General features: G+C 36.7%; 13 protein-coding genes and 1 pseudogene. 6 read left to right on the top strand and 8 right to left on the bottom strand.

Annotated elements, in window-relative coordinates; translation table 11 throughout:
- Window positions 1-19: 19 nt before the first annotated feature.
- Window positions 20-361, bottom strand: a complete 342-nt coding sequence (locus LEP1GSC059_RS15830; protein WP_000695903.1) for an STAS domain-containing protein — start codon at window positions 359-361, stop codon at window positions 20-22.
- Window positions 362-549: 188 nt separating this feature from the next.
- Between LEP1GSC059_RS15830 and LEP1GSC059_RS15825 the strand changes: the two genes are divergently transcribed.
- From LEP1GSC059_RS15825 to LEP1GSC059_RS15805, 6 genes and pseudogenes are all read left to right on the top strand, one after another.
- On the top strand, window positions 550-1,545 hold the full coding sequence (locus tag LEP1GSC059_RS15825) for a glycosyltransferase family 2 protein (RefSeq protein ID WP_002177122.1): 996 nt from the start codon (window positions 550-552) through the stop codon (window positions 1,543-1,545).
- A 32-nt stretch (window positions 1,546-1,577) separates the two neighbouring features.
- A complete protein-coding gene (locus tag LEP1GSC059_RS15820; RefSeq protein WP_020981059.1) occupies window positions 1,578-3,458 on the top strand; it encodes a hypothetical protein in 1,881 nt (626 codons plus the stop codon).
- Window positions 3,455-3,560, top strand: a pseudogene (locus tag LEP1GSC059_RS24400) (Rpn family recombination-promoting nuclease/putative transposase); the annotation flags it as partial. The gene LEP1GSC059_RS15820 and the pseudogene LEP1GSC059_RS24400, both read left to right, overlap by 4 nt.
- Window positions 3,561-4,717: 1,157 nt before the next feature.
- The gene (locus LEP1GSC059_RS15815; RefSeq protein WP_036057830.1) at window positions 4,718-10,585 is read left to right on the top strand and encodes a beta strand repeat-containing protein; all 5,868 of its coding nucleotides are present in this window, start codon (window positions 4,718-4,720) and stop codon (window positions 10,583-10,585) included.
- 12 nt (window positions 10,586-10,597) lie between these two features.
- Window positions 10,598-10,984, top strand: coding sequence for a Bor/Iss family lipoprotein (locus LEP1GSC059_RS15810; protein WP_002177131.1), 387 nt, complete (start codon window positions 10,598-10,600; stop codon window positions 10,982-10,984).
- Window positions 10,972-11,502, top strand: a complete 531-nt coding sequence (locus LEP1GSC059_RS15805; RefSeq protein WP_020981052.1) for an LIC_10461 domain-containing protein — start codon at window positions 10,972-10,974, stop codon at window positions 11,500-11,502. The genes LEP1GSC059_RS15810 and LEP1GSC059_RS15805 overlap by 13 nt, the downstream gene beginning before the upstream one ends.
- 37 nt (window positions 11,503-11,539) lie before the next feature.
- Here LEP1GSC059_RS15805 and LEP1GSC059_RS15800 read toward each other — a convergent pair whose 3' ends face one another.
- The 7 genes from LEP1GSC059_RS15800 to nadC form a co-directional block, all read right to left on the bottom strand.
- Window positions 11,540-12,358 carry a sterol desaturase family protein gene (locus LEP1GSC059_RS15800; RefSeq protein WP_036057837.1) on the bottom strand — a complete coding sequence of 273 codons (819 nt, stop codon included), beginning with the start codon at window positions 12,356-12,358 and terminating at the stop codon, window positions 11,540-11,542.
- 1,090 nt (window positions 12,359-13,448) lie between these two features.
- The gene (locus LEP1GSC059_RS15795) at window positions 13,449-14,240 is read right to left on the bottom strand and encodes a Rossmann-fold NAD(P)-binding domain-containing protein (RefSeq protein ID WP_017214447.1); all 792 of its coding nucleotides are present in this window, start codon (window positions 14,238-14,240) and stop codon (window positions 13,449-13,451) included.
- Window positions 14,241-15,542 (bottom strand): adenylosuccinate lyase, encoded by a 1,302-nt coding sequence (gene purB / locus LEP1GSC059_RS15790; protein WP_002177129.1) that lies wholly within the window; start codon window positions 15,540-15,542, stop codon window positions 14,241-14,243.
- 1,105 nt (window positions 15,543-16,647) lie between these two features.
- The gene (locus LEP1GSC059_RS15785) at window positions 16,648-17,715 is read right to left on the bottom strand and encodes a hypothetical protein (protein WP_002177115.1); all 1,068 of its coding nucleotides are present in this window, start codon (window positions 17,713-17,715) and stop codon (window positions 16,648-16,650) included.
- A 10-nt stretch (window positions 17,716-17,725) separates the two neighbouring features.
- Window positions 17,726-19,525: an extracellular solute-binding protein gene (locus LEP1GSC059_RS15780; protein WP_017214446.1), complete on the bottom strand. Its 1,800-nt coding sequence runs from the start codon at window positions 19,523-19,525 to the stop codon at window positions 17,726-17,728.
- Between the two features lie 12 nt (window positions 19,526-19,537).
- The gene (locus LEP1GSC059_RS15775; RefSeq protein ID WP_017214445.1) at window positions 19,538-21,562 is read right to left on the bottom strand and encodes a RelA/SpoT family protein; all 2,025 of its coding nucleotides are present in this window, start codon (window positions 21,560-21,562) and stop codon (window positions 19,538-19,540) included.
- A 4-nt stretch (window positions 21,563-21,566) separates the two neighbouring features.
- Entirely contained in the window at window positions 21,567-22,442 is an 876-nt protein-coding gene (gene nadC / locus LEP1GSC059_RS15770; protein ID WP_002177127.1) for a carboxylating nicotinate-nucleotide diphosphorylase, read from the bottom strand.
- Between the last annotated feature and the right edge of the window lie 304 nt (window positions 22,443-22,746).

Here is a 22,746-nt window from a genome sequence, read left to right as displayed (position 1 = left end):
ACTTTTTAAAGAGGATCAATTAGTATTCGAAGGATTCAAGTGCTTCTTCGAGCGTCTTATAAATTTCGAAGATGCTCGCAAGTTTCGTAATCTCCATTAGATTTTCAATATCGGAATTTAAGTTCGTAAAAACCATTCTACCTTTTAAGCCGTCTATGTGTTTGTATATATTCAAAAACATACCTAATCCGGCTGAGTTAATAAAAGGAACTTTCTTTAGATCGATGATAAATTTAGGAACGTCACCTTTGGAAATATATTCTTCTATCTTCTGACCTAACTCGAACTCATTTCCCGCTTTTATCGGCCCTTCAATCTTGATGATGTGGACGTCGTTTTTAGTGGTGACTTTAATTTTCATAACCCTGACTTGGATATTGGATGCAAATATAGTTTAATTTCCTGACAATTTGTAAAGAGAATTTTTCGCGTAGCACTAAAAATGACGACAAAAACCCCTTGAATCGATAACAAATCATCGTTTGTTGGAAACGCTGGGAATATTTCTGGACAAAAAGTCCACTCCTGTGATTCTTACGGTTACATATTATGGCCGAAAGACCTCCTCTCCTTTCCGTAGTCATTCCAATCTACAACGAAGAAAAAACAATTCCAGAACTTACTAAAAGACTTGGGATCTTAAAAAATCTTTTATCATCTAAACATTCTTTTCAAAAAGAAGATTTAGAAATTCTTTTTGTAAACGACGGCTCGAGAGATGAAAGTTTTGGAGTTTTGAAAAAATTTTGTTCTCAAACGCAAGGATATAAACTAGTCAATCTTTCCAGAAACTACGGACATCAAACCGCAATCACCGCAGGAATCGATGCCTCTTTAGGGGATTCCGTAGCAGTGATGGATGGAGATCTACAAGATCCTCCTGAATTTGTATGCGATTTATATTCTAAATTACTTGAAGGATACGACGTAGTTTATGCAAAACGAAAAAAAAGATCGGGAGAATCCTGGTTTAAACTTTTAACCGCTCACATATTTTACAGAATTCTAAAGGGAATCACTCGATTTGATATTCCAATCGACACGGGAGATTTTAGAATCATGAGCCGCAGGGTCACGAACGTTCTTTGTTCCATGAGAGAACAACACCGTTATATACGAGGACTTATTTCTTGGATCGGGTTCAAACAAATAGGACTTGAATACGAAAGAGAAGAACGTTTCGAAGGTAGCACCAAATTTTCCGTTGCTAAAATGCTTAAGTTCGCGTTAGACGGAATTACTTCTTTTTCCTCGGCGCCCCTCAAACTTTCTTCGTATTTAGGTTTTTTTACCGCCTTTTGCGGAGCGATTTACGCGTTATACGTCATTTATCTAAAAATTTTCACTTCCGAAACGATCACAGGTTGGAGTTCCATGATGATCGTAGTACTTATATTAGGTGGAATACAACTTCTCGCGTTAGGTATGATCGGCGAATATTTAAGTAGGGTAAACGACGAATCTAAAAGCAGACCTTTATACGTGATCGAAGACGTCTATTCTTCCGATTTTCAAAAACAAAAGACTAAGAAGAGAAAATCCTAAACGTTTCCGGATTTTCTACTCTGGAGCTAAATATGAAAAAATACAAATTCCTAATCCCAGGCATTTTGTTGTGTTTGTTTGCCTTGGGTCTTACGTTTTATATGGGATTTCGCCATTGGGAAATTTTTATTAGGACCTGCACTTTAAAGGACATTTTGACTTGGGACGAAAACATTCGCCTAAACGTAGTTTTAGATCAGTATCAGGATTTTAAAGAATTCAGAATTTGGAGGGCTTTTTTTCCATTTTTAGAATCTCCTACTTGGCCCCCTCTTCGTTCTTTATTCTCTCTGATTCTTTTGATTATCCCTGGGAATATGTCGATCACAGAAAAGGATTCTTTGTTAGGCCTTGTTTTTTACGGACTTTGTTTTCCTTCGATTCTTTATATCGTTTATAAAATTACTGGTTCTTTATGGAAAGCAGGGTTAACTTCTATCTTAACCTTAGCGTTGACTCTTCATACCACAGAAACCCCTTCCTACAGTTTATCTTCTATGTTGGAAACTCAGGGAATGTTTTTTCTATTATGGACTTATTATACTCTTTATAAGGTGTATTCATATACCTACTTAGATCCGTTTCGTTATCCATTTGAGAAAAAAGAAAAAATTGAATTGTCCGTTTTTCTTTCCCTTTTTGGTTTGTTTTTTACCAAATATCCATACGGGCTTTTATTATTTATCGCAATCTTTTTCTATGAACTACTTTCAAAACATAAAGAATATTACAATATTCTAAAATTTCTATTAAACGAAAGATACAAAGGTGTCAGAAGAATTTTTATAGTATTTGTTGTCTTGCTCGTATTTTCCCTTCCAGTTTTGAGAGCTACGACAAACATCAACTTAGATCAAAGAAAATTCAAACTCATAATCTATTATTGTACTGTGTTATTATTCATCGATTTTAATCTTTTCCTTTACACAAAAAGAGAAGAATGGAAAAAGATCGCTCCGTCTTCCATCCGAGTACTTTATCTATATGCGATCGCCCCTTCTTTGGCTTGGATTTTTAGTAACCCGGACAGAGTAATGAGCCTGATCAACGCTCAGATGATCGTAAACGAGTTCGTAAAAAGTTTTATCCTAGCCTTATTTTCTGCTCCTTCTTCCACGGTTCCAGTCAGTCACGTTTTTCAGGAACCTTGGATTTTTCGAATTTTCTTTTTTGGGGTATTTGCTTTAATCTTAATATTCTTTCATATAAAAAACAAAGGAAACTTTTTTTCTTCGATCTCGCAAACACTGAGAGATCCATTCGTCGCGGTTACGAGTATTTTATTTTTGCAATACTTGGTTATAGATGCCACCACGGGTAACAAACAGTTACGTCATGTGTTTGCTCCTCTACCCGCTTTGTTTACGATTTTTTCACTTTGGGTTTTTCGTTTTATAGAAGAAGATTCTAAAAAACTAAAATACTCGGCGATCGTGTTCGGAACCGTAGTGTTCGTTTGGAGCAGCAGTTTATATGTAAGAGAAGGTGGATTGTTAAGCGACAGTTTTGAAAAAGTTCAATACTTTTGTCTAAAGGGTTTTAGGGCGGATCTATTTCAACCCGCAAGAGATTTAACAGAAAAAATTTCTCCAGAAGGAAAATACATCGTATTCAACGGATTTCATGAAGAATTCAACTTCGATAAAAAAGGCAGATTACTTGCATCCGAAATAGATCTGTTAATGAGAATGAAAACTCTCTCAAAAGGTAAATATAGAAACGACTCCAGACACAAATGGAAATCTTGGGAAGAATTTTCGTCTGCACTTGTAATCACTCCCGTTTGTGGTCAAAAAGAAATGATGGATAAGTTTGCAATTCGTTCTGCAGCTGTAGGTAAAAGTACAACTCTTAAGAAAGAATATAAACATCCTTCTGGAAATTTTTGTATGAGAGAATACTCTATACAATGACCGAAGTCAACAATCCACACGATCGATTGATTTTAGAAATTTTTCAGAATAAAAAAAGAAACGGCTATATTTTTTAAAAACACACTACCGTTCGAAGTAGTAAACTACTGGACACTTAGAATCCAGTTTTAACTCAAACAAGAGCAAACAGAATAACTAGTTCGGTGTAAGAAATTAGCTTTATAAAACTTAATTTTCCCATACTAAACCTTAAAAAATGTGTAATGTGATTTTTCTTACAAATTTTCATTTACTCAGCCGCATAAAAATGGTACAATCATTAACGAATAATTTTTTTTAAAAATATAGAAGTCCTCGCGAAATTGCGCCAAATCTAGAATTGTTGGCTTCTCAGATTCTAAGTTTTAAAACAAACTCAACATAGTATTCCTTTCATACATCCGAGTAGTAATAGTTAGAACTTGTCTCAAAAGACATAAACGATAATCTTTATAAGTTCAGATCAAATGTTAGAGTTTCCACAGAAACAGTTACATCTGGATATTTACGAACTTTCTAGTAGTTCGTTATCAGTAAGTTTTAAGATTAGGTATTAGACTTTTACTCAAAGATATATAACAGAATAATGATGTTTTACACCGAAATAGATTTTGTGATAAAGATTTATTTTATAGAGATCAGTAAAATTATTTTTAAGTCGCTTAATATTTTATTTTTACTAAAACGACTATAAAACCTTTCATTTTGACTATAAACCTATCTTTCGAATATAAAATTAACAGTATTCCAATACTATACTGTTTGTAAAAACCATTTAGTTTTCATTTTCAATCCGTTCGTTATATTATCTTATTACAGTCTCAACGTTACTCAGAACTATAATAAAGTGCTTAAAATTCCGACTTAAAACTAGAATTTTTCTCAAAATTTACACTACTTTCTTATACAAGAATCAGTAGAAACACTAAAACTATACTTTTAATTTTATACCAGCGATCGATGAAACTTTCATTTTTTTTCACACGTTGCTTACGATTGACATAATACTTAACGTTTGAATTCAATTTTTATTTTTCGAATTGTTTATATGAAATTTTTGTCAAAAAATTATTTACTTTGTAATTTTCTTGCATATACTTTGAGTCAAAAAACAAAAAAGAGGCACACTATTATAATAATATTATAATTTGTGCCATTTAGGATGTTAAAGTATTATTTATATTTTAATTTTCGCTCTTTAAAAGTTAATATTCTCTCTACATAGTATTTTTTAAATCTTTTATGAAAGGTTTATGAAGATGACCAAGAATATCAATAAACTCAAAGTTAAAAAAACACGACTCCTACTTAAGTTTATTCTTATCCTCTTTTTACTATTCAGCATATTTTTTTTGGAAAGCTGCGCGGCCTGGCCAATTTTTTCAGGCGCCCCCGGTTTACTAGCCGGTAAAAAAGGTGGGGCAAACAATTCACTTTGGATGCTTTTCCTAGGAGTAAATAATCCGTTTGAGTCGGAGCCGTCTACAGTAGAGTTAGATCGGATCGAAATTTCCACGCCTAACGCAAATTTAGCTCGAGGCACAACTTTACATCTAAACGCCACCGCTATCTACAAAGACAATACTCGCCGAGATGTTTCCTTAGAGGGATCCTGGTATTCTGTAGATTCGAACATCCTCAAACTACTAACACAATCCCAATTTAAAGGAATGAATTTAGGTTCTGGAAACGTGAATGTATCCTTTCAAGGAAAAAGTGCAACCACAACGTTAACCGTCACATCTGCTATTTTATCCGATCTGACCGTAACCTGCGTGAACCAAGGCAGCCCATTACCTGTTGGAATCGATCGTCAATGTAAATTGGAAGGAATTTTTTCGGACGGTAGTACTCAGGTTTTAACTTCCGACCCAAGCGTGTCTTGGAACATAACTCAATCTTCTATTGCAGGTGTAAACACCACAGGTTTAGTTTCCGGGCTTTCTCCAGGTAGTACGTCTATTGTCACTTCCTTTGAAAGTAAAACTTCCAATTTGAATGTAACCGTAAGTGCGGCAACTCTTAGTTCGATCGCAGTAACTCCTGCCAACTCAAGTTATCCTCTTGGCAAAGTCCAACAGTACACAGCAATTGGAACCTATAGCAATCAGTCCACTCAAGATTTAACAAATCAGGTTTCCTGGGCATCTCTAAATACTTCGGTTGCAACAATCGATAATTCTGCATCTACCAAAGGCCTTCTTACTACTCAATCAACCGGTTCAGCAAACATCACAGCAACGTTAGGCGGAATAACAGGGCAGACACAAGTAAACGTCACTTCTGCGGTTCTTACTAACATTACAATCACTCCCGCAAATCCTAGTGTAGCCAATGGAAGAACATTATATCTTACCGCTACCGGAGTTTTTTCGGATGGTACAGTTTCCGACATTACAAACCAAGTAACTTGGTCCAGTTCCTTACCAAGTGTAGCTACCGTAGATAATTCTGCCGGTTTATCCGGAAGAATTACCGGAGTTGGAGTTGGTAGTACAAACATTACCGCTGCCATCGGAGGAGTAGATATTACTATTTCTTTAAATGTTACCAATGCTACTTTAGAATCAATTCAAGTGATTTCCGATTCCCATTCGATCGCTCGAGGTACTTCTACGTTTGTACAAGCAATCGGAGTCTACTCGGACGGTTCTTCTCAAAACATAAGCGATCAAGTCGCTTGGAATAGCTCTAATTCTTCAATATTACAAATAGCTAATTTAACTGCGGTCCCCAAAAGAGAAATACAATCTCCTTCCTCCGGGGGTTTAGGTACAGCAAGAATTACTGCAACGTTAGAGGCAATCTCCGCATATACCGACATATCGGTCAATGCGGCAACTTTAATTTCTATCGAAGTGTCACCCACCAACCCTTCGGTCGCTTCAGGGCTTACCATTCCTTTTACGGCAACTGGAGTTTATACAGATGGAAGTAATCAGAACCTGACCTCTCAAGTAACTTGGAATTCTTCCAATACGAACAGAGCGACAATCAGCAACGCAAACGGAACTCAAGGAATTGCCTTGGGTTCTTCTGCCGGAACTACAAACATATCTGCAACGTTAGGCGCCGTTACTTCTTCTGCTACTACTCTCACAGTCACAAACGCTGTTTTAAATTCAATCACGATTACTCCGTCTCTTCCTTCCGTAGCGGTAGGAAGAAGTTTAAACCTTACCGCAACCGGAACGTATTCTGATGGAAGCAATCAAGATTTGACTACTTCCGTCGCTTGGACAAGTGCGGATTCTTCCATCGCTTCTATAGACAATGCCTTGGGTAGACAGGGACAGGCGACAGGTGTTGCACAAGGAAACATTCAGATCAGTGCTGCGTTAGGCGGAACTTTATCTGCAATCAGTTTTACGGTCAATGCAGCAGTTTTAGATTCAATCCAAGTAACTCTGGAAGATTCTCCGATTGCAAAAGGAACTTCTACGAGAGCAATCGCGACAGGTGTTTTTTCAGATGGAAGCAACTTGAATATCAGTGATCAAGTTGTTTGGGATAGCTCACAAACAAACGTAATACAACTAGGAGTTTTAGAAACCGGCCCTAAAAAGAAACTGATGAATTCTCCCGCAAACGGAAACAGTACCACTGGAACTTCAAGGATCACCGCAACGTTAGGAGGTGTTAGTGGATACGCTGATCTTACAGTAATTGCTCCAAGCTTGACCAGTATTCAGATCGATCCAACACATCCGAACATTGCCAACGGTCTGTCTCAAAATTTTACTGCAACCGGAGTTTACTCGGACGGTAGTAATCAGAATCTAACCGATTCCGTTACTTGGGCTTCTTCCAATCCTGCAGTTGCCACGATCAGCAACGCTTCCGGAACCAACGGTAAAGCGACTACTCTTCAAACTGGATCCACCAATATCAGCGCAAGTCTAGGCGCCGTTACTTCAGATCCAAGTGTACTAACAGTTACAAACGCAACCTTAACAAACATCACGATCGCTCCCACTTCTTCTTTTAACATTGCAAAAGGATTGAATCAAGACTTCGTAGCGACCGGTTATTATACAGATGGTTCTTCCAGAGATCTGACCACTCAAGTGACTTGGAATTCTTCCAATACTTCTACTGCTACAATCAGCAATGCAAACGGAACTCAAGGAAGAATGGCCGCAATTGACACTGGTTCTACAAATATCTCCGCGTCTTTTGGAGGAACATCCAGCCCTAACACGAACGTAACCGTTACGTCTGCGGTTCTGAATTCTATCCAGGTTTCTCCATCAGACATTAGTGTAGCCAAAGGGAATACCAAGGCCTACACCGCAATCGGAGTATATTCAGATTTTAGCACGTTAGACGTTACTTCTCAAGTTACCTGGACTTCTTCTAGCGTTTCGGTAGCTACGATCAGCAACGCGAGCGGCCACGAAGGTTTGGCTACGACTGTAGGCACAGGAGCCACCACAATTACCGCAACTCTTACAGGAATTTCTAATTCCACCAGTTTGACGGTTACGGCTGCCGTATTGGTTTCTCTTTCGGTAGGTCCTACTAATAGTTTTGTTTATATGACACAAACTAAAAATTTTATAGCAACTGGAACGTATTCTGATGGAACGATGCAGGACATTACAACTCAAGTGACTTGGACTTCTTCCGATACAACCTTGGGAACAATCAGCAACGCCTTCGGAATAGAAGGTAGGGCAACAGGAATTGCCGCCGGTGCCGTGATCGTCACGGCAACCTTGGGAAGTATCAGTGGAAACACTTCTTTGACTGTGATCTTTTTAGATACGATCGCGCCTACGATCACAAACGTAGTCGCTTTGACTCCTACTACTCTGAGAATTACATATTCAGAAAACGTAAACGAAACACAGGCAAAAACAGCAGCAAATTACAAATTGGCCGTTACGTCCTCTGTAACTGGAAATTGTTCGGATAACAGCAACTTTACTTCTACCTCTTCTGCGATTACTGTTTCCTCAGTGAGTGGAAGCGGATCTGTATTTGTTTTAACTCTAGGTTCTTCACAAACGTCTAACGCACCTTATACGATTTTAGTGAACAAGTCAGGAGTACAAGATCTTTCTACAACTCCGAACAATTTGGGTTGTGCAAACTACGGAGACTTTTTAGGACAGGAACAAATCAAAATCGTATCTGCCTCTTGTGCAAATTCCAATTCTGTGATTTTGAATTTCTCTAAGGCTCCTAAATCTGGAAACAATATCTCCGGTTCTGCAGAATGTACTGGTTCTACAGAATGTTCTAACCGTTACAAAATTTCCGGAGCAAGCGACTTGGGAACGATTAACAGTGTGAAGATGTTAGATGGAATCGTTTGTAACGGAGCAACTGCAGATTCTGCAAAAGTATGTGTAGTGCATAACTTAGTACAAACCGGAGCACAATATACAATCATCACCGCGGATTCCGTAGACGGAGACGGATTTGACAATTCAAGCTGGGGATCAATTCGAAATTCTTTGGATACGGAGAACCTTCAATCTTCTCCAAGAGATAGGGCTTCTTTTTTAGGATGTGGAACTTCTCCAGTGAACTTTGCAGACGGACCAATCTCCATAGACCCGAACTCGTCTACGTTCGGTTATCTCGCAGATTTTAATTCTAAAATCTACTCAGGACCGAACAATTCCGGAAACGGAGCGCTCCGATTTGCCTATGACGGAAGTGTTCCAGAATCAGTTCAATTCTCCTTTGAAAAAGATACAACTGCTCAAGACGGAGATGTGACTAACGTAAGTTCAAATACAGCTTCTTCCAGAGAAAATTCTATCTCGGTTCCGCCTTACGTAACATTAGGACATTCCGGATGTACTATAAACAACGGAACTCTCTCTACAGGATGTGGTCCAGATAACGAAAATGGAAGAGGAGTGTTCTCTACGGGAATTCTTTCCAGCGCTTCCTATCTATTTGTTGCAGGTGCAAAAACCATAGCGGATGGACTGGGACAATACTTATTCGATTATCTGTATTACTCCGCAGATCCGTCTTCTAATATGAGTTTCAAATATATAGACCTAGGATCAATCACCGGAACCTTAACTGCCGGAACGTCTTCGCTGACTGTACTCAACAACAGAGTATTTGCAGGTTTTGCAAAATCGAGCAACGATGGAATCGGATTGTTTGGAGGACTTAACGCACCCGACTTCGGATTTGTAACTTTTAACTCTGCAGATTCTGGAACAACCGGATTCTGTACTCCAGGCTCCAACTGTGACGCATTCGACGGAACCAAAGGAAAAAGAATTCGAATCGATTTCCTTCCTTACTTTGGAGGACCATCCACGGGTTTATTAGGAATTAATAATAATGCACATCCAAACTGGGCGTATTATATAGGAGTAGATTCCATGTTCGTATTTAAGAATCGTCTCTACGCCGCAAACGGAGGATTACACTCGGTAGGACATAACGGTTCTATAATACGTTCTACAACTGCAGATCCAACTGCAGCTTGTACTGGACCGGATTCTTGTTCTAACTGGGTGGAGATCGGACCTAGAACCAATACAAAATGGCATAACAGTCCTACAAACAACTGGTTCTCATTGGAGTTAAATCAATTTTATAATCTGATTCCGGGAGATAAGGCGTTTGCACAATTCGCTGAGTTCAACAATAATCTTTATGTAACTAGAACCATTTGTATTCAAAGTTCTCAGGCAACTGGGATCAGAACCAATCCAGGAATCGTGACAGGATGTACAGATGGAACGACTACAAATCGAAGAGCGCAACTTTGGAAATGTGATCCTACAATTTCAGGAAACACGAGCGAATGTGACGCGGCGGATTGGTCCGTAGTAGGTGACGATGGAAGTGGAATTACCAACATGGGAGATTCTACAAACCGAACGATCACCATGGTGATGAAAAACGGATCCTATCTTTACATAGGATATGATAATCCAAACGGAATCAGAATTTATAGAACCAATGTAGCCAACCCAGGATCATCTTCTGCGTTGTGGAGTCAAATTGCAGGGAACGGTCTCACAGATGCGACTAACGTTCAACAAATTTACTCGGCTGTATCCGTACCTTCTGGAAGTATCAATTATATCTACGTAAGCGCAGGAAAAAGCAATGTTTCGGTTCGGACGTATCGTCAACAAAACTAAGGAGGATTCAAAATGAAGAATATTTTAAAAATAAAAAATTATAAAATACTAATATTTTTTCTTGCGGTTCTTTTTTTGACGGAATGTAGACATGCCTGGGTCCGTTTTCCACAAACAACCCCAGAAGCTTGTCAAATCAATCAATATTCAAACGAATGTAAACGTGTAATGGAGGAAAAAAGAACAAAAAGAGAAGAGCCTGGCAAGATATATACAATTCACCAGAAGTATTTTTTTTTCGGATTGCTGCCCACAGAACAAGTAGTGGAGATAACCAAATACTGTCCACAAGGGCCTAGATCCGCACATCAATTCACTTCTTTTTGGGACGCGGTCTGGGAACAATTGACACTTACAATCTATTCTCCTCAGACCTTGGAGGTAGAATGTTATCCTTAATTAGAATTTTAAGTTTTAGTTTGGCGGCCTATTTTTTTATGAACTGTCATTCTACTGTGATCGTTCATAAGGAAAATTCTAAACCATTGTCTTCTATACACGCACCTTCACCGCCGGAAAAAAGAAATAAACAAGCAAATACTTTTTTCGGAATCTATTCCTTATCGGACAGCGAAGAAGCTTCGTGTCAAGATAGTCCTGGAGAAGTAAAGATGGTGCGTACAATTCCAGATACCATGATCCATTTTTTTGCGGGACCGTTTTATACTGCAAGAACAGTAGAAGTGTATTGTCCATCCACAAAAGACGAAGAGAAAAAGAACGAAGTGGTCAAAACAATTCCAAAAGAAAATCAAGACGGAAAAGAAGCGGTAAAACCGAACAGTTCTCCCATACCGGATCGACCTAAGCCAAAGGATCAATTTGAAGCGCAGGAGATGAGCGAAAACAAGGATACAAAAGAATTAAAAGAAAAACCAAAACAGAAAAAAAATAATGTATTCGATTCACAATTTTAAAAGTAAAGTTAGTCATTACTTAGGAAATTTAATTTTTCTAGGTAATAAGTTTTGATTTTTCTAATATATATTCTTTGTTAGGTGATCTTGAAGCAATTTTTTCGAAGTTCTCTTTATATTTTTCGTGATTAGTTCCCATAACCTTATCCCAAAAGTTGAAATAAAGAGAATAATTACAGTTAAAGTATTTATGATGCATATTGTGGTGTGTAGTAGTATTATGCCAATTTGTGAATTTATTTTTTAAAAACCAGGAAGGAAAAAATTCATAAGAAAGATGCCCTAACACGTTCAACGAAGTCATATAAACGAAAAATACAATCATCACACCAGGATGAAGAGGAAGAACAAAGGATACGATCGGAACAATTCCAGCTTCTACAATCGCCTCCAAAGGATGAAAGGAAAACGCAGCCCAAGGAGAAGGATTTATAGATTTATGATGTACAAGATGAAAATATTTGAACAAAAGTCTATGATGCATCATACGATGCGTCCAATAAAAATAAGTATCATGTAAAAAAATCAATGCCAATAAACTGAAAATCAGATATAGAATTCCGTAATCTCCGACGTTTTCGTAAATCCGATTGTATCCGTTCATTTTCGCCCAAACCACAAAAATTCCGGACAAGGAAAAGATAAAAAAAGTAATAAAAGAATATTTTACTTCGTGAATGATATTTTCCTTTTCAGGTTTTTTACCCTGAATGAGTTTGTGGAAAAATCTTTTTTCAAACAAAACCCAAATGACCCAAAATGAAATTCCTGAAAAGAGCAAATAACGTATTAGAAAACTTGTCCAAATAATCCCAAAAAGACCGGAGTAACCTACTTTAGAAAATAACTCTTCCATTTTCCTACCTTCAATATTTGTGAAAGCAACCGCACTTATTGTTCCATTATGAACTGAAACTTCAATGAAAGCTTGCTCATTTTTAAATTGTTCCGATTTTTTTCGCGATTGGATGATTTTTTCAATTTCTGAATGTATCCGTCCCACAGCCCTCTTAATTCTGTAATGATTTTAAAATTAAAGTTATTGAAAAATTCCATAGTGAGTTTAGTAAAACTGCTTCAATTATTCGTTTTAATATAACAGAAACAAATAAAGAATTCATTTTTAAATAACTCTAATATTGAAATTGAATTCGTAGAGAAGATCTTGATAAATTTAAAAAACCAATGCGCTCTATGAGGTCGCATTTTACTCAGAACTATATCATAAAATACTCAGACCAATCATTCCTATAAATTCAGTGTAAGGGAAATAAAAGCGAATCCGCCTATCGAACCGCGCTTTTAGCTCCAGTCAATAAATTGTATAAAAGAAACTTAATACAATATTTCACATTTAGTTTCAATATAGAACTTACTTAAGTGACAAACATTTAGGTATTCAATTTGATAGTTATGAGAGGTCGTTCTAAGTGACACAGTGTATCGCTTTAGAATTAGTTTCACGATAAGAGAACATTAAAAAATCAATCTATTCTAAAATAACATGAGTTTGTCGTAAGAAAATGAGAAAGAATTTTCGAAAAGTATGAGTTCCTACAATTCTAGAATCGATTCGTAAAATCGTAATTCAAAATAGTTCCCACGTTTTAGGAATGATTTACAAAGTTCGATCCATTTTTTTAGAAAAATGAACCATGACAAAACTCTCGTTAAAATAGATAAAATCTAAAAAGAATTTCTACATTTCCGTAAAAATAAACCACATCACTTCACATAAGTCAGAGATTTGTTTTATAAAATTTGACTTTTCCGTAAAAAATAAAATGTGGGAACTACTACAAATTATACTTTTTACGCTGCCCATTCAAACTTTACTTTGTTCGTTATATGCAAAGGACCAAAAACAGTAAACGTCAAAACCGCTCCCACCTTCCGATCCATTCTAGACTACAAACTGAATTAAAACTGAAATTTTGGGATCAACTTTATTTTTCATTTCGCCGACCAATCCCTTCCAAAGTTTCCAGTTCTATCCAAAAATTTTTGGTTTGTAAATTAGGAAGTAAGATTCTAATTTTTTCGCTGTCTATAAAACAATCCTCTTTGCTCGATTCCTCAAGAGGTGTTTCCGAAATTTTATTATGCTCTTCTAAAAAAGAAAAAATTTCTTTCCAAGTATGCCATTGATTGTCCGAAAGATTAAGAACATTCGGAATCACATCCCATCCAGCCGTTTGAATCTTTTGAATCAATAGAGAAACCGCAAAAGCCACGTCATCTCCGTGAATCAGATTGAGTTGTCTGGAATTTTTTCTCACGAGCCCTTTTCTAATCCAATCTGCTGGATTACGAAGAGGCCCATAAATACCACAAAGTCTCAGAATCTTTCCACCTCTTCTGAGCCAATCTTCTTCTAGAACAAAACGATCATGATCTTTGAGAATAAGAGTAGATTCCACAATATCCGGGAACCTCTGATAAATACTCGTAGTTCCAAGCAAAATAGAATTTTTACTAACCGAAAATAAAACGTCCAAAAAAGCAAACGGATCGGAAAGTTTTTGAATCGGAAATGTTACCAAACTTAAATCAAAACTATTTTTCGAAAATTTTTCAGAAAAAATTTTCAAAGTAGAAATATTTGAAAAATTGAATATTACAGTTCCTTCAATTTGCGTATTTGAAGAAAACGTTTCCAGTTCAATCCCAGCTTGAAACTTTAAAATACCCGCAATTCGAATCCCGGTATAACCTAAACCAAAAATCCCAATTTTCATTTATTCAAGACCTAATCTTTTATAGATCAATCCTACTTTTTCCAAATAAGGTTCTATTTTAAAAATGTCTTCCAAGTCTTTTTGAGTCAAAACTCTATTAACCCGATCGTCTTTTTCTAATCTATATTTCAAAGTTTCAGATGGATTGGCCCAGACCGCCATTGCATGTTCCTGAACAATCAAATATGCTTCTTCTCTTACGATTTTTCCTTTTTCGATCAGAGCGAGCAAAACTTTTTGCGAAAATATAAGCCCACGGGTGACGCCTAACGTTCTATTGATTGCGTCCGGATAAACGTGAAGATTTTTGATCACAAACAACATCTTATCCAAAATGTATTCTAAAGCGATGGTAGAATCTGGAAGTACAACCCTTTCTGCGGAAGAATGGGAAATATCCCTTTCGTGCCAAAGAGCCACGTCTTGTAAACCCACATTTACATTTGCACGAATCACTCTGGAAAGTCCGGAAATTCTTTCACAAATCACAGGGTTTCTTTTGTGAGGCATTGCAGATGATCCTTTTTGGCCCGCAGAAAAAGGTTCTTCTACTTCTCGTCCTTCCGTCTTTTGTAAAAGTCGAATTTCTGTCGCCATACGATCCAAAGAAGAAGCAGTAACACCTAACACAGAAAGATAAAAAGCGTGACGATCTCTAGAAACAACTTGGGTTGCAATCGGATCCACTCTCAACCCCATCTTCTCACAAACGTAAGCTTCGATTTCAGGGTCAATGTTAGAATAAGTTCCCACGGCTCCAGAAAGTTTTCCAACGGAGATTTCATTTCTTGCTTCAGCCATTCTTTTTTTATTTCTATTTAATTCTTCAAAAAATAATGCGAACTTAAGTCCAAGAGTCATAGGCTCGGCGTGGATTCCATGAGAACGTCCGATACAAGGAAGATTTTTATATTGGATCGCCTTTTCTCGAACCGCTTCGATAAGTAAGTCCGTTTTTTTTAGGATCAGATCCATAGCCTGAACCATCTGAACACAAAGAGCCGTGTCCCCAATATCAGAAGAAGTAAGACCGTAATGAACATGTCTTCCAGCAGGCCCGATGTAGGAATTCATATTTGTTAAAAACGCAATCACGTCGTGATGAACCTTGCTTTCAATTTCAAGGATTTCATCTACTTTAAACTTAGCCTTCGATTTGATTTCTTGAAAATCTTCCTGAGGGACTTCACCTCGTTTCATTCTGATTTCGCAGGCGAGTATTTCTATTTCTTTCCAAATTTCGAACTTGTTTTCTAATTCCCAGATTTTGGAAATTTCCGGATTGGAATAACGATCAATCATTTCTATAAGTTCCTTTTTAAATTCTCATCCATTCTTTCGCGGAAGTATATCCTGTAAAAAGAAAAACAATAGACAAAAAGTTCTAAATTCGGTCTAATACTCCCTCTAAAAATGAGTTCAATTCTTTCTAAAAAACATTTCAATGATTTTAGCTCTAATTTTAACGTAAGTTCGACATAAAAAATTTAGGCGAATCCGGCACCCAGGACCAGGCTCTCAACTCTGGTTAACAAACTGCATGCAGGAAACCTTATACAACAATCTTCTTTAGTTTCAATATAGAACGCGATCCATAGAGAGCGTTCTGCTGAGTTTAACCTCGCACCGATCCCTTTCGCGTTAGGCCGAATTCACGTTAATTTTAAAGTTTGCCATACTACGTTTAAGTTTTTTCAGAACCACTACGATCAATTATTCAAACAATTTTTTCGAAATGACTGATTTTTTAAGTTTTATTTATTAGAGTTGTTAAAAAATGAATCGCCACTTAGTTTCTGTTTTATGGAAACGGTCGATTGAAACAATTTCATTGATCGTCACTATGAAATTTGTCAATAACTCAAATTTCCAAAAAACTATAAACGGTTTCAAATTTTTTATTTTACATATTATATAATTATGATATATTTTTAAATATCAAAAATAGAATATCTTTAGCCTCATTTTATAACCAAATTCAGTGATCAAAAAATAATCAATTCGACTCTGAACTATAAAACAAAAAACTTAAATTAAATATTATTGTATTATATTATAACGTTTTATATTTTTTTATTTAGTCATTGGTCACAATATGACAATTTTATACGAAAATTTAATTGGACGATCGTTGTCTTTAGATTTCGAGCTTGTCCCAAAACCTAAACACCGATAGGTGTTTGCTGAGTTACTTCGAGCGCCAATAGAAGCGAGATGCTGAGTTCAGGAAGTGTTTGCTTTAGTTTCATAAAATGTAGGAACTAATACTTTTAGAAAAACTTCCAGACTCACGTTAATTTAAAAAAGTAGAATGTGAAATCTCTCTCCAAAAAACACATAAGTCCAGAGTGACCGCAGTTTATAAAAATTTCCATACCTCTACAAAATGGGAACATCCAAAAATATTTCAACCCAACTCAAAAGAACGAACAAATTCACGAATCGTATTGATATGATCGATCTCGGGCGAAGGATTTTCCTTACTCGGTTCGTAAAGATGTTCGTCAAACACGTGATAGTCGAAAATCTTCAAAGAAAAATCAGGAAAAGTAATGATTATATTTTCAGAATGAATATCAAAGATCAATTTTTCCTCATCAGCCAAATGTTTCGTCACTTCAATCACACGATGAAAATCCAAAGCGATCTTTTTCAACTTAGAACGACTAATCACCCCAAACTTATGAGTATCAAAGTTAAGTTTCCATTTAGGAAAAAAAGCGTCTTGCAACGGATTTTGGCGGATCTTTTCATTCAATCGAATGAATTCTTTTAAATGTTTTCCAGGAAGTAAATTTTGATTATCACAGGGAGTAAGAGTTAAAATCGGAATACCGACCGGAGTCCTTCTAAACCTAAGCCCCATAAAATACCGAGTAGGCAACACAAGATCCGGTATCAAAGATTTCAACTTCCAATAATGAAGTCTTTCTAAACCCAAACGGGAAAATTTAAAATGAATGTTTTCCTTAGCGGATCGAGACCAAACTTTGGACTTTAAAAAATCCATTAGTTGAATCTCTTCCGATTTCAAATAACGGTCTAAATTTTTTTTTACGTGTTTATACAAAGAACCAAAAATAGGATCAGACGGAAGCTTAGATTTACCCACTTTCACCACTTGATTCCAAGGAAGCGCATATACAAACTTGTAAGAACCTCTTCCTATGTATTTTTCACTGGAAAGAGGCATAAAGTTGTCTAAATATTCCCGTTCATATCTGTGCGTTATGCGAAATAAATGAGAAACAGGAAAAAGTTTCTCGTATGTTTTTCTAACAAAACCGGATTCACGAAGTCTATAATCAACCGGAAGGTCCTCGATAGGAATTTCCGGTTTCGTTTTTTCCGGATCGTAAAACAGCTCTTTATCGAGCCCTTTTTCCAGGAGTTCTATAAAATTTGGAATCTTAGGAGAGATTAAAAAATCCCGTATAACACCGCTTAATTCTCCGAGTCGATTCCGTTTATTCATAAATTTGAATCTATTGAAAATAGACTTTATCCGGAACCGAAGATAACTTTTCCTTTTTTAAAATAGCATCATTTAATTTAGAAGATTTTTCTTCATCCAACCACCAAAGAGAAGAAGCTTCTTTTTCGCTTCCATATTTTCCGAGAGGATTTTTAGGAAATTGAAAACGATTCCAATACATAATTCTAGTCGCACTAGTATTCCATAAAAGAACGTATGGGACTTCTGCAGTTAATATTTTATCTATCTTTTTAAGAATCTCATTTCGTTTTGGAACATTAAACTCGGTTCTTTGTTGTTCGATTAAACGATCTACTTCCAAATTTTTAAAACCAGAAAGATTCGGCTGCCCTTTTTCATCTGCATATTTAGAATACCACATCGCTTCCGGATCTTTGAAAACTCCTCCACCCCAAGCAGCCCACGTCATATCAAAGTCATACTTATCCATTCGGGAACTCCACTCAGCAAGATCAGTTGTTTCCAGGTTGATTATAATCCCAACTTCTTTAGCTCTTTCTTGAATAGGAGTCAGATATTTTTCTGACTTCTTATCTCTTTCCAAAATAGTGAATCTAAATTCTTTACCATCTTTTTCTAAAATACCTTTCGAGTTCGTTTTCCATCCCGCTTCTGAAAGTAATTCTCTTGCCTTCTTTACGTCAAAATCGATCGGAGGATTGGGAGAAGAATTGATAGGCCATAGATCCTGATAAAAAGAGTTTGTCAGTTCGTATTCGTTATAAGCTAATTTTTCAACGAGAAGTTTTCGATCCACTAAATGAGCGAAGGCTTTTCTAACTCTAACGTCCGAAAAAATTCCTCTTCTCATATTAAAAACCAAACCTTGAAAACCGATTGGTTTAGAATTATAAATCTTTTGTTTGAGAATGTAACTCTCATTAAACTTTTCGCCCACAGCTTCTTTTACCCAAAAAGAGGCGGTGTAAGTAGGATAAATATCTATATCACCTTTTTTGAATGCTTGAAAGGCGATCGGCTCTTCATTATAAACTTTGAATAGAATAGTGTCAAAATTATCCGTTCCTTTATAAAAAGGATAAGCGCGCATCCAATAATCACCTCTTCTTCTCATCTTCACGTAACGACCTTTTTTGGCAGAAAGCATGGAATAAGGACCGGATACGACCGGAAAATCAAAATTCTCCTTATCGAAATTTCTATCTTTATAATAATGAGCGGGAAGAATATAAAGAGAATTTGCGATTGTGTTGAAATTAGACCAGTGAATTTCTTTTTGAGTAAATTCAATTTCTCTTTCGTTTAAAACAACCGGTTTTTCAAAACGGGAAAGATCGATCCTAAAAACTGCAGTGTTGTTATTTTTATCCATCAAGGTTTCGTAAGTAAATAAAACGTCATTAGCCGTAATCGGTTTGCCGTCCGACCAAAACGCGTTTTCATCAATCTTAAAAGTGAACTTCTTTTTATCCGGAGAAATTTTCCAAGAAGAAGCAATATGTGGAATTGGATCTAAAGTAATCGGATGATAATCCAAAAGAGGTTCAAACATCAGACCAAAGATGTGAGCCGTGGTGGTAAACTGATCTAAATAATAATTTAAGGATTTAGGAAATTGATGGCTGTAAATACGAAACGTTCCGCCCTTTTTAGCATCTGGTGAAACGATGGGATTTTGAATTCTTAGAGCGAGAGGAATAGAATCTGGATTTCCCTTCCAAGGAAGGGTTTCAACTACAACAGACTCAACTTCTTCTTTATCTCCGCAATTAACGGAGAGAAAACAAAAAAACAAAATACAAAAAACAGAATATAATATTTTCTTCAAGTATCTACCTCTTTAATTTTTAATTCTATGCGCTTGATATACGTCCGGAATTTGTTTGAGATTGCTTAAAATCTCTTTGAGTTGATCCAAATGTTCCACGTCCACTTCAAAACTAGCGACCAAGTTCCCTCTTTGATCCGTGCTTGCTTTAGATTCCCTAATATTAGTTTGAGTATTAGAAATTGATTTTACAATTTCCATAAAAATACCTTGCCTATCCTTCGACTTTACTTCGATAAGCACAGGAATAGATTCGCTCTGACCGTAGTCCCATTCTACGGTTATCACTCTCATAGACTCTTCTTGTTCCTGTTGTTTGGCGGTAACACAACCTTTTTTATGAATACTCACTCCCCTACCTCGAGTGACAAATCCAATAATACCATCCCCCGGCAAAGGAGAACAACAACCGGAAAGTCTAACAGGAATTCCACGAAGGCCTGCAACGATTACTTTACCCGCAGCCAGATCGATCTGTTTAGCTGGTTTAGAAGAAGGTTTTTTCTTAAGTTCTTCTAAAACATCCACGTTAAGCGTAATCTCCGCCGCAAACTCAGCTTCTTGTTGAAGATCTTTTTTACTTTCCTCTCTTAACTTTCTAAAATAACTTCTTAATTTTTGTCTAGCAGAAGGAGTCCTAACAATACGTAACCAAATCGGAGAAGGTTTTGTTCTTTTATCGGTAATAATTTCGATTTGATCTCCGGAACGAAGTTCAGTACGAAGAGGAAGCATTCTTCCATTGATTCTACCACCTTTAGCTTTTAAACCTACATCGGTATGAATTCGAAACGCGAAGTCTAAAATAGTAGCTCCCTTAGGGAGTTGAAGAATTTCACCTTTTGGAGTAAACACAAACACTTCGTCTTCGTGAAGATCGTATTTAAGTTCTTCTACAAATTCTTTTGGATCCAAAGCGGAATCCTGCCAAGAACTAAGAAGTTCGAGCCATTTTACTTTAACGTTTTTTTCTGAAACGGAGGGTTTTCCTTCTTTATACATCCAATGCGCTGCAATTCCGTATTCAGCGATGTCGTTCATGTCTCTAGTACGAATCTGCACTTCCAAAGGTTTTCCATCAGGTCCGATCACAGTAGTATGAAGAGATTGATACATATTCGTTTTAGGAGTTGCAATATAATCTTTAAAACGACCCGGAACCGGATTCCAAAGAGTATGCACAATTCCTAATACTCCATAACAATCCTTTACTTCGTTCGTAATAATGCGAATTGCTCTAAGATCAAAAATTTCGTTGAAAGTTTTTTCTTTGAGTTTCATCTTACGATAGATGGAATAGAAATGTTTTGCCCTTCCGTCTACGTCAGCTTCAATCTGAATTTCGGAAAGTCTTTGAAGAAGGATGATCTTCAAGGTTTCAATAAAACCTTCTCTTTCGGACTTTTTAGAATTGATATTCTTCTTTACTTCTTGGTATTCATCCGGATTCAAAATCTGAAACGCAAGATCTTCCAACTCGGATTTGATTTTATAGATCCCCAAACGACCCGCAATCGGAGCATATAACGAAATAGTTTCTTGAGCGATTCTTCTTTGTTTTTCCGGCGGTTGAAAGGAAAGAGTTCTAAGATTATGAGTTTTATCTGCGAGTTTGATAAGAATGACTCGGATATCCTTGATCGTTGCAACGATGATCTTTCGAATATTTTCCGCAGCCTCTGTTTCTTTGGACTGATTTTTAATTTTGGAAATTTTAGTGACACCTTCGACTAAATCTGTGATGTCTTCTCCAAAATCTCTGATCATATCCTCTCTAGAATATTCCGTATCTTCAATGACATCGTGAAGAAGACCGGCGCAGATTACCTTCTCGTCAAGACCTAACTCATATAGAATAAATCCTACTTGAAGAGGATGAACGATATAAGGTTCTCCCGAAAGACGAAACTGACCTTGGTGTGCATGTTCCGAAACGTCATACGCCTTTTGAACAGATTCGTACGCATGATCTCCAAGTTTTTGACGAACTCCTTCAAGGAGCATATCTTTGGTAACAGGAGTTTTTACAAATCCCATAATTTTAGTGCCGTTCAATATCCAAACCCAAATCCAAAAAACGGGTAGTATGAGTAAGATAACCCATACTAACTCCAGCACCAGAAAATTCAGAAAGGGCTTCTAGTTTTTTAGGGGTGATTCCACCAGAAAATTCAATCAGAACGTTAGGTGCCTTTTGTTTCAAAATGGAATACGCGGTTTTAGAATCTTCCAGAGAAAAGTTATCTAAAAGAATAACTTCGGCCCCAGAACCTATGGCGTCTTCAAGTTGTAAAATAGAATCAATTTCCACTTCAACCATTTTATTAGGAAAACGTAATTTGATTTTTTCAACAGGCTCACGAGTAGAAGAATACATTGCAAGATGGTTGTCCTTAATCATAGCCATTTCAGAAAGATTCAACCTATGATTACTTCCACCTCCGCAATAAACGGCGTATTTAGCAAGTTTACGATAACCTGGAAGTGTCTTACGAGTGTCTAAGATCATCAAACCTTTTTGTCCGTATTTTTTGACTACTTCTCCGGTGGTAGTGGAAATTCCAGAAAGATACTGGATAAAATTCAGTAAAATCCTTTCTATCCTTAGAATTTGAACGAGACTCCCTTCCATTTTTAAGAGGGTTTCCCCAGCCTGAAAACTTTCAGAATCCTTTTTCAAAAGTTCCGACCGAATTTTGTTTCCTGAAAATACATTCAAGACTTCTAATACACCTGTTCCACAGAGAATTCCAGGTTCTCTTGAATTCAAATTAGCGATAGCATTTTGGTCGGTAGAAAAAAGAGAAACAGAAGTGATATCTTCCTCGGGACAATCTTCTTCCCAGGCAAGTTTAGCCAGGAGTTCATAATCTTGAAAATTTACCGACGAAATCGGATGAGTATAGGCGCGTTTCATCTGGCTGCAAAAGAAAGTTTTATCATTAGAAAGCCACGATCAAGTGAATTTCAGCGAGAATCTAAAAATAAACTCTCGGCCGGAGTTCCGTCCACAATGGAAAATCTCCTCCAAAAAAGCCATAAATTCAGAAATAGACGCAATTTGTAAGAACTACTCTATTTTCACAAAAACCCAACGTTCACTTTTAATGTCTTCGTAGTAAGAAAATCGGAAAGAACCTAAACAAAAATAGTGTTTCTAGTTTGCATTGTAGATCTGATTTGTAAATGGGATAAGACTCTTTTGAAAGTGTGGGAACTAT

The sequence above is a fragment of the Leptospira noguchii serovar Panama str. CZ214 genome (assembly GCF_000306255.2).
Taxonomy (GTDB): Bacteria; Spirochaetota; Leptospiria; order Leptospirales; family Leptospiraceae; genus Leptospira; species Leptospira noguchii.
Note: the sequence above shows the minus strand (reverse complement) of the source record. Positions and strands in the feature narration are given on the sequence as shown.

What these genes read in the sequence shown, in the direction of transcription:
- LEP1GSC059_RS15830 (WP_000695903.1), bottom strand. Translation starts at nt 361, where the DNA reads ATGAAAATTAAAGTCACCACTAAAAACGACGTCCACATCATCAAGATT.
- LEP1GSC059_RS15825 (WP_002177122.1), top strand. Translation starts at nt 550, where the DNA reads ATGGCCGAAAGACCTCCTCTCCTTTCCGTAGTCATTCCAATCTACAAC.
- LEP1GSC059_RS15820 (WP_020981059.1), top strand. Translation starts at nt 1,578, where the DNA reads ATGAAAAAATACAAATTCCTAATCCCAGGCATTTTGTTGTGTTTGTTT.
- LEP1GSC059_RS15815 (WP_036057830.1), top strand. Translation starts at nt 4,718, where the DNA reads ATGACCAAGAATATCAATAAACTCAAAGTTAAAAAAACACGACTCCTA.
- LEP1GSC059_RS15810 (WP_002177131.1), top strand. Translation starts at nt 10,598, where the DNA reads ATGAAGAATATTTTAAAAATAAAAAATTATAAAATACTAATATTTTTT.
- LEP1GSC059_RS15805 (WP_020981052.1), top strand. Translation starts at nt 10,972, where the DNA reads ATGTTATCCTTAATTAGAATTTTAAGTTTTAGTTTGGCGGCCTATTTT.
- LEP1GSC059_RS15800 (WP_036057837.1), bottom strand. Translation starts at nt 12,358, where the DNA reads ATGGAAGAGTTATTTTCTAAAGTAGGTTACTCCGGTCTTTTTGGGATT.
- LEP1GSC059_RS15795 (WP_017214447.1), bottom strand. Translation starts at nt 14,240, where the DNA reads ATGAAAATTGGGATTTTTGGTTTAGGTTATACCGGGATTCGAATTGCG.
- purB (WP_002177129.1), bottom strand. Translation starts at nt 15,542, where the DNA reads ATGATTGATCGTTATTCCAATCCGGAAATTTCCAAAATCTGGGAATTA.
- LEP1GSC059_RS15785 (WP_002177115.1), bottom strand. Translation starts at nt 17,715, where the DNA reads ATGAATAAACGGAATCGACTCGGAGAATTAAGCGGTGTTATACGGGAT.
- LEP1GSC059_RS15775 (WP_017214445.1), bottom strand. Translation starts at nt 21,562, where the DNA reads ATGGGATTTGTAAAAACTCCTGTTACCAAAGATATGCTCCTTGAAGGA.
- nadC (WP_002177127.1), bottom strand. Translation starts at nt 22,442, where the DNA reads ATGAAACGCGCCTATACTCATCCGATTTCGTCGGTAAATTTTCAAGAT.